General features: G+C 47.9%; 9 protein-coding genes. All 9 read right to left on the reverse strand.

Going from position 1 to position 14,844, the window contains the following annotated elements; translation table 11 throughout:
• Positions 1-114 precede the first annotated feature (114 nt).
• Positions 115-1,482: an ATP-binding protein gene (locus ACO08K_RS04630; protein ID WP_421795230.1), complete on the reverse strand. Its 1,368-nt coding sequence runs from the start codon at positions 1,480-1,482 to the stop codon at positions 115-117.
• 12 nt (positions 1,483-1,494) lie between these two features.
• The gene (locus ACO08K_RS04635) at positions 1,495-3,414 is read right to left on the reverse strand and encodes an eCIS core domain-containing protein (protein WP_421795231.1); all 1,920 of its coding nucleotides are present in this window, start codon (positions 3,412-3,414) and stop codon (positions 1,495-1,497) included.
• 162 nt (positions 3,415-3,576) lie between these two features.
• Positions 3,577-4,215: a hypothetical protein gene (locus ACO08K_RS04640; RefSeq protein WP_421795232.1), complete on the reverse strand. Its 639-nt coding sequence runs from the start codon at positions 4,213-4,215 to the stop codon at positions 3,577-3,579.
• Between the two features lie 11 nt (positions 4,216-4,226).
• Positions 4,227-4,421, reverse strand: a complete 195-nt coding sequence (locus tag ACO08K_RS04645) for a hypothetical protein (RefSeq protein WP_421795233.1) — start codon at positions 4,419-4,421, stop codon at positions 4,227-4,229.
• Between the two features lie 177 nt (positions 4,422-4,598).
• On the reverse strand, positions 4,599-4,988 hold the full coding sequence (locus ACO08K_RS04650) for a hypothetical protein (protein WP_421795234.1): 390 nt from the start codon (positions 4,986-4,988) through the stop codon (positions 4,599-4,601).
• 11 nt (positions 4,989-4,999) lie between these two features.
• A complete protein-coding gene (locus ACO08K_RS04655) occupies positions 5,000-9,436 on the reverse strand; it encodes an eCIS core domain-containing protein (RefSeq protein WP_421795235.1) in 4,437 nt (1,478 codons plus the stop codon).
• Between the two features lie 8 nt (positions 9,437-9,444).
• Positions 9,445-10,233, reverse strand: coding sequence for a ParA family protein (locus tag ACO08K_RS04660; RefSeq protein WP_421795236.1), 789 nt, complete (start codon positions 10,231-10,233; stop codon positions 9,445-9,447).
• A gap of 22 nt (positions 10,234-10,255) precedes the next feature.
• On the reverse strand, positions 10,256-12,067 hold the full coding sequence (locus tag ACO08K_RS04665) for a contractile injection system tape measure protein (RefSeq protein WP_421795237.1): 1,812 nt from the start codon (positions 12,065-12,067) through the stop codon (positions 10,256-10,258).
• 11 nt (positions 12,068-12,078) lie between these two features.
• The gene (locus ACO08K_RS04670; RefSeq protein ID WP_421795238.1) at positions 12,079-14,841 is read right to left on the reverse strand and encodes a hypothetical protein; all 2,763 of its coding nucleotides are present in this window, start codon (positions 14,839-14,841) and stop codon (positions 12,079-12,081) included.
• Positions 14,842-14,844: the final 3 nt, after the last annotated feature.

The raw sequence follows: 14,844 nt of genomic DNA on the forward strand, positions 1-14,844 counted from the left end.
TGTGTGGCATCTCAATGCCTTGGTAGTGGGGCAAAATGAACATTTATTTGGTTATCGCCACTTGGATTCAAAACATATTCCAATTTACGTTTTTTTTGTTTTTTGAAAATCATTCTATTGCACAACTTTTCCTTCTTTTCCGAATTCCCGGATGATTCCCTCCCGCAAGAAATTTTCAGAAAGCTCCATTTTTTCTTTTCCCACCATTTTCAGGCAAGCGTATTGCACAACATTTAAAATAGAAGCGCCACTCAGTTCGTATTTCTGAGCGATGCCTTGAAAATCAATTGTTTCTTTTTTGACGAAATTTAATGGAATGGATTGTTCCCACAGGCGCAGTCGCTCAGCAGGTTTGGGCATGGGAAAATGAATAATGCTTTGAAAACGACGTACAAAAGCATCATCTATATTGGATTTAAAATTGGAGGCCAAAATGACCAGCCCATTAAAATTTTCGACCCGCTGCAACAAATATGATACCTCCTGGTTGGCGTATTTATCATGGGCATCCTTGACGTTGGTACGCTTTCCGAAAAGGGCATCCGCTTCATCAAAAAAGAGAATCCAGTTTTTATCTTCTGCTTTGTCGAATAGATTGGAGAGGTTTTTTTCCGTTTCTCCAATATACTTTGAAACAAGCAAGGAAAGGTCGATTTTGTATACATCCCGATTGGTTCCTTTACCAAGCAAGGCCGCAGTGAGGGTTTTGCCTGTTCCGGGCGGCCCCCAGAACAAAGCACGGTAACCGGGTTTGAGGCGTTTACCCATGCGGGTATCTTCAAGCAAGGATTGGCCATGTTTAAGCCAGATGAGCAATTCTTGTACTTCCTCAAGAGTGGAACCGGGCAATACAAGGTCCGTCCAATCCATTTTGGTTTCAATGAGCTCGGCTGGAAAATTGCTGTTGAAGCGCGGCTTTTTTACTTTTTGGTACAAAATACGGTCCACCCACTCGGGATCAAGGATCAACCTTCCGGCGCTTTCGGGTTCTCCAGGGCGCATTTCTTCCAGCATGAGAATACGCTCTTTGGCAAAGAAGTGGTCTTGATCGAAGAGGGACATGACTTTGATTCGTCGTTCGAGGTCTTGGCCAGCAAGTAGAAAAAGCGCGGTTTCGGCAGTGGGTTGCAGGCTGCGGATGTTTGAGGTTTTGACTCCTCCCAAGGGTAAAAAATCCTGTTTTTCCTGGATGAATTCGGAGATGATGCTGTCGAAAAAATCGGGCTGGAGGTGGTGAACCAGGCTGACAGAAAGGACGACGTATTCGTCTACGGTCATGTTTTTGTCGAGGACTAGGCGGGTGAAGGGATGGGCGTCGTCTTCGAGGGTTGGGATTGGGGGCATGGGGTTGCTGTATGTTTGGGCAGTAGGAGGTTCTTCAAAACCTATTTCATCTCTTTCAGTTTTGGGGAAATAGGAATTCAAGCAGTGCCGAATAAGTGCCGCAAGGAAGCTGAGAGTAATGGGTAGGTTGGGTGTCATATCAGATAAAAGTTAATCAACCGTCCAATGGTCATTTCCTGAAACTCGTCTGATTGCTGCCATGAAAAGGATATAGTGACCACGATGTACATTCATACCATGAGACATAATACTTTCATTGTTACCAACTCGAAGCTCTTCGGCGGCGTCTAAACCGATATTATCCCTGACCATATTATAATGTGATGGTTTGTCCCCTTCAAAACGGTGGTTCCCTCTTCCCTCTTCAATATATTCATCTCCAAGTCCAAACATATGGCCTGCTTCATGTGCGGCTGTGTTCTGCCTGGTCGTATCAGGTTCAATCGTATTTGGAAGGTCTATCGATACATCTACTCTACGGTATTTGGCATCAGCTTCAGTATTGGCTTCTCCTTGGGGATTAGTAGATTCTATAGCTATCAAATCTGGAAATGCACTCTGAATATGGCCTTGAACAGTGTTAATACGTCTTTCAGCAAGTCTCCTGTTATAGTTCATATTCCCTTCTGAACTGGCAAGACCTGTGTAATTAATCCAAATGTCACCGGCACTTCTGATGGAAGCTGGGACGCCATTTAGAAAAGCAACCAATTCGTCCAAATCACTTTGTACATCAGTATTTATAGCTGCACTGTCAAAATCAAAGTCCCCAATTCTTTTAAATAAATCGGCTATAGACACTCTTGTTTCAGTGCTGTCGTTGGCATCATGTTGACCTAAAGCTACCCGATCTTCATCGACATTGGAACGAAAATTTGATCGTCTTTGAGCTACGGTTGCACGAAAGTGTGCGTTTGCAGGGTCATCCACTGTCACTACATTAATGTATACCTGACAACGATGAGGATCCATATTGGAGTCGTTTAAGACCAATTCATGTTGGTTGCTCCAGGCAGTTTCAATGGAGTTTTCAAAATCACTTGTATATCGTTGTCGCTCAGCTTCATTAAAAGCTCCTCTAAATGTAAAATGTACGCGCATGGTCACATCCAGTCTACCCATCTCTGGGCTTGGCCCAACCGGAGTATAGGTAACGTCAAAACGGCTGAAAGTTTGCGAATTTGAACTGAATGCAAAGGTACGTGCAGCTTGCGGCGACGAGGCATCTGGGATTGCCTGCCGTTGAACTGTACCTCCTTGCTGTACCACATGCGTCAACTCATGCGCCAACAAGCGTTGCCCCTCCGCGCTCCCTGGGCTGAACTTTCCCTGGTTGAAATACACATCCTGCCCATGCGTAAAGGCTTGCGCGCTGATCTCTTTGTTCATGTTCGCTGCCTCGGAATCGGTATGGATGCGCACCTGACTGAAGTCGGCTCCGATGCCTTGCTCCATTTGGGTTTGAGTGTTTTTTGGCAGGGCCGAGCCTTGCCCTTTACGCGCCGACAGGCGTGAACTGAAGTTTGGCGATGCTTGTGAAGTACCACCTTGTGATTTGGCTTGGAGGGGTTCTTCCTTTTCCTCCTTGGCTTGTAATTCTTCCTTTTCGTCAGCTTTTTGAATGGGTTTTTCTTCCTCCTTAGGCGCATCCATTTTTTGCACTGGCTTTTCTTCCTCTTTGGGTGCATCCATTTTTTGCACCGGCTTTTCTTCCTCCTTAGGCGCGTCCATGCGTTGGATTTCAGGTTTTTCCTGAATCATTTTATCTTCCGCCATGCGGGCGTCATTGGTAGCTGGCATTTTCTCCTCGGCGGGGGTAGCCAGGCGCTGAATTTGGCTGATGGGTTTGCGTTGGATGGTGGCTTGCCCGTTGAGTCCTGCGGCATTGGAGCTTTGTTCGTTGACCACCTGATCGGCTACTGCATCGGCTTCGCGCTCGTATTGGTCGTTGGGCGCGTTGATGGTGAGTTTGGGTTGGAAGAATGCGCTGGGGGACTCAGCCTGGGCTTCGTGCTGAGGCTGGGGTTTGGCGCGGCGGCTACGGAGGGTGGAGTGGAAGATGGATTTCATGGTGGTGGTCGTTATACTTTGGGTATTTTTGAGTTGTTCAACTGATATAGCAGTTGCATTTTTCCAGTGGTCATAGTTACAAATATATGGGTTTGAGGTGATTGTTTCAAGGGTTAATGAACATTTGTTGTATAGGGGTATAATGTCCATAATTCACCCCATCTACCAACCGCCGCCGCCAGACCAATCACCACCATAGTCATTGCCCCCGCCAAAATCAAAACGTTGGTCAAAAAAGTCGTACATCTTACCCGCTTCTCCAAAAACAGCGTTCATGTCTTTCATTATTCCAGCTAATTTAGCCAAAGTGCTTTTTTGTCCTGTACCCTGCACTCCACCATTGGTTTGTATGTTCATGTTGAACTGGTTGTAAAACGTGGGCTGAAATTGCTGAGTCTGGGGCATGATCAGTTGCTGGCCGTACACATACCCGGTAAATGGATTGTACATATCGGCTCGCCCGGTTCCCAAGCTGACCCAAACCACCACTTTTACGGGGACTGAATTGCCGAAATTGGTAGGCGCTATATGAGGTATAACGTAGGGGGCATATCCCATGGTCCGTTGTACATTGGCCACCACATAATTGACTTCCTCTACGGGGAAATTGGGCACATCAAAGGCTTGCCCGCCCATACTTAGGTAGCAATCTATTCCAGCCATGGTCTCCCATATCCGGGCGCTGAGTTGGAAAAAGGAGAGTACTTCCTGGTTATGAGCGGGAAACTGAAACCCGAACCAGGGTTGGTTGTTCTGGATAGCGATCTGGCCGCCGTTCCAACATTCAAAGAGGGTTTGCATAGGTGCTGAGTTTAATTGGTTATGGTTTTGGGTAAAATGGGGTGTTGTATTGAATTAAAGTCGGCTTCGCGCTCGTATTGGTCATTGGGCGCATTGATGGTGAGCTTGGGTTGGAAGAATGCGCTGGGTGACTCAGCTTGGGCTTCGTGCTGAGGCTGGGGTTTGGCGCGGCGGCTGCGGGGGGTGGAGTGGAAGATGGATTTCATGGTGGTGGTCGTTATACTTTGATGTTTTGAAAAAATTGTTTGAGTTTAGGAATTGCGCTTTTTTAATGAGTATAAATACCAATATACAAGTTTTGGAAATTAAGGAAAGTGAAAAGCAGAATTTGTTTATCTTGAAGGTCAATAATTTGCAAGAAATCTGAAAAATTATTGTTATTTTTAAATAGGACCTTGACCATTGCAAATCATGACAAAATTTTGGGTCCCGATCGTAAACATCAATTCCCAAACTTTTAAAGAACACAAGTCCAGGAAGATTGATTTCGGCACCTCGTTTATCCATGCCAACCATTTCTCGTAGGATTGGTCGGAAACATCCAACACGTCTAAATAATAATCGAATCGCTCGAAAGGTATGTCCATGTCGTCCAGTAAATGATTTTTATGCAGGGTAATCACGAAATTGTCTTCACGAAAAATCTGCTCATGCCACTCGACATAATCGTTTTTCGTATAAGATAATTTCCAGTTCATCCATTGATTCAACTGATTGACCAATTCTGCCGGTGAAGCGTCGGTTTTGATAAAAATATAAACGTCTCGGGCCATAATTTACTTTTTTATGGTAAAGTTACAACAGTTTCAAAAGTTCTTCCCTGTAGGTTGAGCGACTGAACGGCCACGCCTTCGAACTGGCCGGATTGTCGCATAGTTTCCATCATCCTGATGACCGACCTCGCATCGCTCATGAAATGAGGGGCGCCGTTGATACTGACGCTGACTTCGTGTTCACCATGGGTGGCGTTCATCCGGTATCTGGTGACTATGTTGACGTTTCTCTGTCCTAGTATCCGGGCGGAATCCAGGGCACCGTTGGTTCTCGCTGAGGTGGACTGTACTACTAGGCTATCCCATTCCTGGCCGCTGTTGGAAGCGTTTACCAGCATATTTCTCGCCTGCCCCTGCCCTCTGGTTGACGCTTCGATGGCGTTTTGAATCGTATTGCGGCCTGCTCCCGGTTGGATGGTTTTCAGTTCCAATAAGCTCCCATCCACTAAAAAATCTCCTACCCGCACCCCGGCGGTCGCAGATCGGGGAAGCGACAACACTCTTCTTCCTTCGCCTACCAGAATATTAGCAGCTACCGTTTCATTGGGATCCGGACGGTTCAGGCTTGTATCCAGCCCCGGTCCCCCTTCGGCGTGCTGCCTGAGCGCCCTGCTCAAGTTCGGGATGCTGGGAATTCCGTTGTCCAACACCAATCCCAATATCTTTTGGAATGCGACGTCGTCTACCGAAGCGCGCAGAAAAGCCGCCACCAATTCGTCTAAGTGTGGGATAACGACCCTGCCACCTTGAAGATTAGCGATAAAACGCAGATATATTTCCGTTTTGGGAGTGGATGACCTTAGCCGGTCCAGTATAGACACCACCAAGTCGTCGTCGGCGGAAGTCGCGATACTTGACATCCGCTCCAAACCTTGCATGGCTTCGCGCGACAGGCGCATTTCCGACATCTCGAGTACCTGGCGGTATATCCTCAAGCGAGCGCCGCTCATCAGGTGGGCGCCGAATTCTTCGAACCTTGTCTTGAAGCCATTGAAAACCCGGCGGAAAAAATCGGGGCCGAAGGCTTCGGTAGCCCAAACCCTGAGATTGTTCAAGGCGGCCACGGATTCTATCGTCCACCTGGAGGGGGAAATATTGTTAGCCCTGATCAACTGAGTAACTTCAGTAACGGTAGCCAAGGCTGTCCTTCCAGCTACCCGAAACAGTGGCTCTAACACCGCATTTGCACCGATCTCAAAGGCCACTCCAAAAAGCATACCCCATCCCATCGACCTCAGATAGGTATCCACCGAAGAAAATCCCATCCTGTTGCCGGCTAGGATTTGTATCATATCCGAAATAAAGACGTGCCCCAGGCCAGTCGTTCCGCCGACGAGAGCACCTGTGACGGTTCTTTGGATGACCCAGGAAGCCAAAGCCCGTTGAAAAGTTGCTGGCCCGATATTGCCGCCAAACAGTATCCTCCTGCCAGCAGCGGCGCCGACGGGGCTCAAGAATCGGAAACCTACTGCCCCGAGATAGCCAACCAAAACCGCCTGAATAAACCCTTCAGGGGTCAGTCTTTCCGCCGTAACCATATAGATCAGCACGGACAAGCCTACCGAAGTCAGGACCGGGCCCACGCCACCGCCCATGGCGATCAGCATACCCAGTGCGCCGGTTGCCCAGGCTGTCACGGCGACCGAACCGAAGGCAACCGCCATGGCTGCCGTCCGCATGATGTCCCCAGTTTGAGAAAAGCTGTACATAAACAGCTTGTACTCAAACTCCGAGTCGGAATGCACGCTCCGACTGTTTTCCTGGGTCCGCCAGGATCCACCGTTCTCTCTGAAAACCGTCTCGTATTCGACGCGGTATCGTTCTACGCCGCTCTCGTCGGTGAAAGCGGTCACTCCTAAGAGTCGAACGCTCTCTTCATAGAGGATATCTTCGAGGTCTTCTTCGGTAATCCCGCCCATGCGCCTGACGGCTTCCTGAATAATCACTTGCGTGAGCTGCGCCTCGGTGTAAGACGTGGTGTCCTCCCCCCGTAGTATTCGTCCGAAAATCTCCATGCTTGCCCTGTTGGCTTCATGCCGGAGCCTTTCGAGTTTATCCTGCTTGAGTCTTTGAAAATCGGTGTCGTAAATATAAGCCTCGTCCTTTTCTCCTGCGATTTCGCCAATTTCCAACCTCGTCATTCCATCCAGCAAAACGGCTTGTGTTTCTCCCGTAACGTAGCGATGATGGCGAGAACCCTCTATTATAGCGTGCAGTCGTTCTATAGCTTTCACTGTGCGCGGGTCACTGGCGAAGCGTGTAGGAAGGCTCAAACGCACGATCAGATCCAAGGGGGCAAATGCGTTGGTTGCGATAATCTCGTCGATTAGATAATTATAATAATCCCGTTGCGATCGCCTTTCCAAGTCTTCCACCAAATATTCGAATACTTCCCCCATCCCGACAAACTCCCTTAGGATCGTTTCTATTCTCAACCACCAGGCTATTGGCCTTTCGCCGTCCAAGATACCGATGATCTGGTCGGCCCGCTGTCTCACCGCTTCCCGGTTGCCAACTTCGATCTCCCTTCGTCTTTCCTCGTTCTGTCGGGTCTTTTCGCTTCGATAGGCTGCGACGAGCCCCTGCACAGTATCCGGGTCTTTAGGGACCAAATAGTGCGCCACGAGTAGGCCCTGCAAAATGGTGCCGAAAATGGTTTCCGGGCCAGGTTGCTCCGAAATGTGCTGCCGGGCATTTCTGGCGGCGGTCGTCGGATAGGAAATATTGAAAGCCGCATCTATCGTGGCAACGTCGGTGTTTTGAGCCAAATGATAAAGAAAAGCGAGAAACACAGTCGGCTTACGGCTGTCTCTTCCCAGCATCAATTCCACGTCGTTAAAATGCAGAAATCCGCGGGTTGTACTCACCACCGATAAGGTACTCCTAATCTGGTCTCCGGTGTGCAACTGGCTCAGGATTTCAAGGCGGTCATCCATGGTCAGGCCTTCGGGAATATTGGCCGCTTGAAATAAATACTGGTTTAACTCTCGACTAAACGGCTGGTTATACCTTCCGCTATATGCTTCCCGGCTGTGGCGTACGATGGCATGGATATCGGTGCTCGAATGCCAGGTAGCAATAAAAGTGGGCCTTAATACATCAGCCAGTGCTCCCCTGATACTAGCCCCTGGGACCAAATTGTTCAAGTTGAACCCGAGTGCGATCAGATCCGCCTTGAGTGGAGTGCCGTCGGGCATAATGGCAACATGTCGCAGCGCAATGAGCGTTCTGGGGCCTAAAATCCCGTCGACGACCAGCAGAACGCCACTAAAATTAATCCTCGCCTCGCGGATGATGCGTTGCCCCTGCGTCGTTTTTTCGGCATAAGTTTCGGCAGAAGAAAAAGGGGTAATTCCGGATAAGGGGTCGGCCTCGGTCAGGTTGTATCTGACCCAGAAAAACTCATTTCGCTGCCGTTGCCTTTCTGGGTTAATGGCTCTTTGGATGACATCGAGGGATTTATGAATAGAGCCCCCCTGCTGCCCCACATGCACCAACTCATGCGCCAACAACCTTTTCCCATCTCTACTCCCCGTATCATACTTCCCCTCATTAAAATACACATCACTGCCATGCGTAAACGCCTGCGCCTGGATGCTATTACTCATCCCTACCGCCTCGCTCCCGGTATGCACACGTACGCTGGAAAAATCCGCACCCATAGCCTGGCCCATAGAGGAGCTGACATCAGGGGATAGTGGTGAACCCCCACCTTTAGAAGATTGCAGGCGACTAGAAAAATTGTCAGGCACATTTGGAGCAGCGTCGCCTCCTTCACGTTGCACTTTCTCCTCCTGCTCGCAAGCCGCACATTTCATCTGAATGTTTCCCAAAGCAGGTTCAGCTTTGCGCTGTAAACTACCCTCGTCGTCAGGTGGCTCCGCCCCACTATCAAAAATTGGTTTACGCTGAATTTTTTCCTGAATTGGCAATTCCTCCTCTTCTTTTTCCTGCACTTGTTCTTCTGACTCACAGCTCGCACATTTCATTTGTACATTTCCCCACCCGGGTTCTGCTTTACGCTGCACGCTCCCGCCCTCATCCGGCGGCTCAGCTCCACTTTCAAAAATCGGCTTGCGCTGAATTTTTTCCTGAATCGGCTGCTCCTCCTCTTCCTTTTTTTGCAGTTTTTCCTCCTGTTCACAATCGGTGCATTTGGCCTGAATGGCCGTATGGCTGGGGATCGCGCTGCGCTGCAAGGGCGTAATGGGCATCCGTTGCACCGTGTCCACAGCAGGCCCGGATGGGTTTTCCAAACGTTGCACCACTTGATCCGCTACCCGGTCGGCTTCCTGTTCGTAGGGGTCGCCGGGTTGATTGATGGTCAGTTTGGCCTGAACGGGGGGCATAAAAAACGCCTCCGCAGCCTCGGACTGAGCCGAGCTGGTTTCGCTGCCGCGTTGGATGCGGGGGGCAGCGCTGCGGGATTTAGTATCGGCGTTTTGCATGGCTATATTCAGGTTTTTTGCAGGTTTTTCAGTCGGTTGTTCAGTTCAAAAGCCAGAGCCATGTAGTTGAGGGCACCGTTGGATTCGGGGGCGTATTTGAATACGTCGAGTCCCTGTTCCTGGGCTTTAGCCAATGCGATATTGGGCCTGATCTGGGTCAGCAGCACTTTGTCTTCATAGTCTTGATGTAAGCGTTCGAGGATGCGAGGGGTCATCAGGTTGCGAGGATCGTAACGCGTGATGAGAATACCGAGAATTTCGAGCCCCGGATTGAGTTTTTTGCCAATAATATCCTTCATTATCAGCTCCATAAAACTCAACAAACCTTGTAAGGGCAGAAACTCAGCCTGCATGGGCAGGAGCACATAATCACTGGCCACCAGGGCATTGAGGGTAAGCATACCAATAGCTGGCGGGCAATCGAGAATGATGTGATCGTATTGATTGCGCAAAGGTTCAAGCAAAGCTTTCAACAGTTTTTCGCGGCCGTAAACGCTGATGAGTTTCAGTTCGGCTTTGGCCAGTTCCAGGGAAGCGGGTATAAACGGGATGCCGTTGATTTGCCGAATGATGGAGGCAAGTTCGGTCGCATCGCCGGAGGCTTCTGCATCAAGGATGTCGAAAATACTGGGACGAGGATTTTCCCGTAAACCCATCGATTGGGTGAGGTTGCACTGGGGGTCCAGGTCGACAAGCAACACGTTTTGCCCCAACTCGCGCCAGGCAGCAGCAAGGTTGAGGGCGGTAGTGGTTTTTCCGGACCCTCCTTTTTGTATGGCGATAGCGATGACAGGCACGTGGTTGATTTTTAGTTACGGTTCATACATTCCATTCTACATGGAGCAGGTTCTTCATCCAGGGTAGTTTGAAGATGCCCATGCCCCAGGGCAGTTTTTGCAAAAGGATATCGAGGGTTTGAGGTTCTACTTGCAAGAGGTAATGGTCTTCACGGCGGCTGATTTTGCCCGGGCGTTGCAGAAAGCCCTGGCGGAGGCTATCGTTGCTCACTTTTCCAAGTGCCCCCCAATGCTGAATGGCAGCCTGCATCATGCTTTCAGCTTCCGCTACATGCTCAGGCTCCGGTAAAAATTCGCGCTCAACCGGGTTCGACATTTCCCAGCTGCAAAGGATTTTGGGCAGGTACAATTCGTATTCGGGTGCCTCCCGCATGCCGGTAGCGATGTAATGCAGCAGTTGGATGGCCTGGATACGGGCGTAATCACTTTTGAAATCTTTCCCTTCCAGATAAGCACAATGCTCAAACAGGTGTGTCAGGAAGGGATGAAGCAGCACTAGGCCAGCGTTTTGCAGGAACTGGGGTGTTTCATCGGGAAGTTCTTCAAAATTGTGGGTGTCTTTCGGTGCAGGTGTGTTTGCCCCTCCATGAAGGGAATCAGGCTGAAGGGTGTCTGAATTTGAGGGATTTCCCAAATGCGTGCTTTCATCAAATGGCGAAGTACTTTCTGAATGCTGTGTTGGCTGATCGTTTATTGCTGATGTAGGTTTGCTAATTTCAGGCTCCAGAGCCTCGGTTGTGGGGGAAGATGTTTTCACTGTTTTTTCCATAGACAAGCCTGGATTGTTGGACAGCTTATCGTCCAGTTGTTCGCTAGCCTCCATAGAAAGTTTGGGTAAAAATACTTCCGACACCTGGCGGGCAAAAGTTGGCAAACCCTGAAAACGGCTATGGAGGGCCAAAACCCTGGTTTGAACCATGGTATTGTGTTTCGTCGCTTTTGAGGTATTTAGTTTTTGTATAAAATACTCAACATCAATCCCATATATTTCTTTAAACAGCGACCACAGGATTTTTTTCAAAAAAGGTTCTTCATGAATAAGACCACCAGTTTCAACAATCTGCTGAAAAAATGCTTCCCAAAATTTTTGGGTCAAAGCCCTGACTACCTTAGGAGTTCCTGGCTGTGGCTGAGAAGACAATACGGATACTGGCGATGAAAAATCTGAGGAATGCGCCGCACTTTTTGATTTAGCGCCAGGGACATGTTTGAATACCATGCGCTGAAAATCCTGCTCTAGCATCCAATTTCCAAGCGCTTGAAATGCCTCAAACAAGGGTTCAAGGGATTTTCCACAAACTGCACCGGCCAAACGGGTCAGGAAAATTGGAGTGTGTTGTTTGACCAGTCGCTCAACACTTTGCGGGTTATTCCTCAAGGTTTTTAACAATTGCTCCAAAGCCGAACGACGTGCAGCGACTTCCTGTAGCACTGCTTCGAGGCGAACCTGTTCAGATGCTGCTGCATAATAGGGTGGTAAATTACCCTGACTCAGAAAATACAGCCATGCCTCAAAGTGCCCCTGGGTACTTGGAAGAAGTTTGGTGTTTGCCCCCTTACCCGAGAGAAGAAGGTTTATTTGCGTTTCCAGGGCTTCCAAAATTGCCGTACGCAATTTTTCCCGCCAATCCTTCATGCTGATCAACGGAAGTTCCAGATCCAGTTGATCAATACGCAGCAGTTGGTTATCTGGAATAAGTTGTTCAAATAGCGCTTCTAACTCAGGTACCATGTCGCTGAGGAACCAATGCCCGAGCTCCTGATTCAAGGCATAGCCTTTAGCGCGTCGGTCGACGGCCACCATCAGGCTTACTTTGTTGATCAGGTGCTTCATAAAGGGCTATTTTAGGCTTTAAATTTTTTAATGAGTGCATCCCTAACTTTTTTGTGCTTCGGGCTGCTTAATGCCTTGGGGTTCCAACTACCCAATGTTGTTGAATCAAGTTGGTAACCGGTTTTTTCTGGTAGTCCCTTCAAAATGGTATCCAATGCTTTGTTGGTTGCCACTGGCAGGCCATTTGGGAACAAGAAAAACAATTTGTCCAGGGTAAAATTCAGGGCATTTTCCAACAAAACTTGATAAGCTTCGGTCGGAACGGAAGCTTCACGTTTGTCGAAGCTGAGTTGAGTAACGGCATTTTTGAAAGACCTGAGCAGGTCTTCAGGGCCATCGTTGCTGTTAAAAAGGCCAATAAGGCTGATGAAAGCTCGGGTTTGCACCAATTCTGGATGTGCCTCACTAGCCAGGTTAGCCGCTTTACGGTATTGGTTGTGGCGGGTACGTAGGGTGGTTTCGAGTGAAGTTGAAGTTTGGACGGCTTGATCTCTGTTGTCAATACTGATTTCCAACAGGATGTTTTTCTGGTCAACAATGCCCGTGCTTTGGTGTATGGTATTGAGTTCAATGACGTACGTCTGTTCCTTGCCAGTAAAATTTTGCAATAAGGTAGTAAAATCCAAATTTCGCCTATCCGTTTCCCGTACATCTTCAGGAGTAAGATCACCAGCCTTAAACCATTTCCACACATATTGATCAGCAGGCAGGGATTTATTGGACCAACTCAGAAGAAGTTCCTGCTCGGTTTCTATTACTCTAGGTGAAAGAACCAGCCTAATTTTGATTACATTCTCATTCTTGTAAAAACTGAGGGTTTCACCTATTGAAACAATAACTTCTTCCCATTGTCTAAGAGAATCTTTATCCAGTTCAAAATCAGCATAAATACCCTGAATTTTTTTAGAAATACTTACGGGTGCCTGATTGTTGTTACTGGCATCCAGGCTTACGATGAAAGATGCTTTTCTCTGGTTAAAATCGAATTTATGTTTAAACGCGCTGGATCTTCCACCAACTTTAATGTCTTTACCATCAACGCTCCACTGAAATTCGGTAGCATTTTCAGAGGTGCTTTTGAAATTGACTTCTAAAGGGAGCAGTTCTTTTCCAGGTCCATTGGTCAATAACTCTTTTAATGGAAAAACATAACATTCAATACCATCCTCAGCACCCTGTCCAAAATTGTTTGGACTCTCCACGATGAATTGAGCAATTACTTTTTCCACGTTAACTGCGGGTGGTTCCTGGTACCAATCGTAATAGGGCAAAGCAAAATCGCCTAAAACTCTAACTCCCTCCTCACCCTGCTCTACAAGTAGCAATAAGGTTCCACCTTTGGGTACCCCGCCCATGGGTTGGAGTCCAGGATGCTGTAAAAAATAGTTCCTGAGTTGTATTATGCCACCTGGCTGCGATGCTGGAAAGCTACAGAGCTTGATCTGGAATGGAAGATTCAATTCTTTTTTAAGCGTTTGTAGTGATCGATCTGCATTTAAATAAAGGTCGTCCTGATTTAAAGTTCTTGTTAGCCTTCCAGATTTTTCAATATGCCCGCTGACCTGTACAAAATTACAACCCTCGTTGTAACAGAATGTGTGCTCACCTGGCGGAATTTGGCCTTGAAGGCTCCGCCGAGTAGCCAGAAAATTCCATTGATTGCGAATCTTTTCATGGTTTGCATACCAGGGAATGGCACGTAAGCTTAAAGGCACTTCATCGGAACGAGAAGGGGTATAGGTAAGATTTTGACTGGCCTGGAAATTGAGGTTTTCCGCTTTGCAGAGCTCCAAAAGGCGTTGAGCGTAAAATTGGGCTTCTTCTTTACCTTCCACTGGTTTTATGGCGCTCTGCCATTCGTGGCGGCAATCATCTTCACCCCAACAGTGGGCTGGAATACGGCCCAGACCAATTACATTTGGATAGTTTTGGGGAATCCAGCGGCGTTTGTTGTGGTGAAAGTAAGGCAAGGAAATTAGCTCATTATAGGCACTTGCCAGGGTCCGCAAGTAATCATAAGCATAGTTGGGACTTGTTTTTATTTGGTTCTCCTTATCATCCAAAAGCATTTTCCTGAAATCCTCAGGTTTTTCGTAGCAAAAGAGCCCTGGGAAGCATCCCGAAAACAACTCAATGCTTTGGTAAAGTTCTTCACTACCTTGCCCGATTTTTTGGATGAATTTTTGATAAAATACTTCCCTTGAGCTTAGGGACTCTATGTCTTCGCCTGTAAAAGTAGGAAGGCACAAATGTTGAAAGCAAGGTTTTGCGGCAGGAGCATCTTGGGGTTTAGGTGTGGCAATGTAAAAAACCAGCGCATAAGTACGTTTTTCATTGACATCATTTTCCCGGAAACAACTTGAAGCATTATTTGAGCCTCCTTGTTCTTCCAGTTTGACCAGAACACAATCGCCTGGAGCAATTCGTTGAATGTTTCCAGTGTCAGTATCCTGCCGCACCCTGAGAAGTTTCAAATGGCTGAAGTATGGCTTCATCTTTTCATCGGGAGTGATTTCCTCGCTTAGAACTAAATGGCAGGGGTTTTCAAGGCGAACCAATTGGCCATTGGGCATAACTGCAACACCTGGGGAAACTGTTACTATTCCGTTTTCCAATTTTACCTCCAATCCACTCACAATCCCGGTACCATCTAGATATAGGTTGGAGAATTTTTGGGCCTGATCAAAAAAGCTGACCACATCGTTGAGCTCTCCGTGGCGGAGTACAGCCCCTTTTTTGAATAAGACCAGGTTGTTTGGTTGTGTGGTGCTCATATG

This window comes from Haliscomenobacter sp., from assembly GCF_965225875.1.
GTDB lineage: Bacteria > Bacteroidota > Bacteroidia > Chitinophagales > Saprospiraceae > Haliscomenobacter.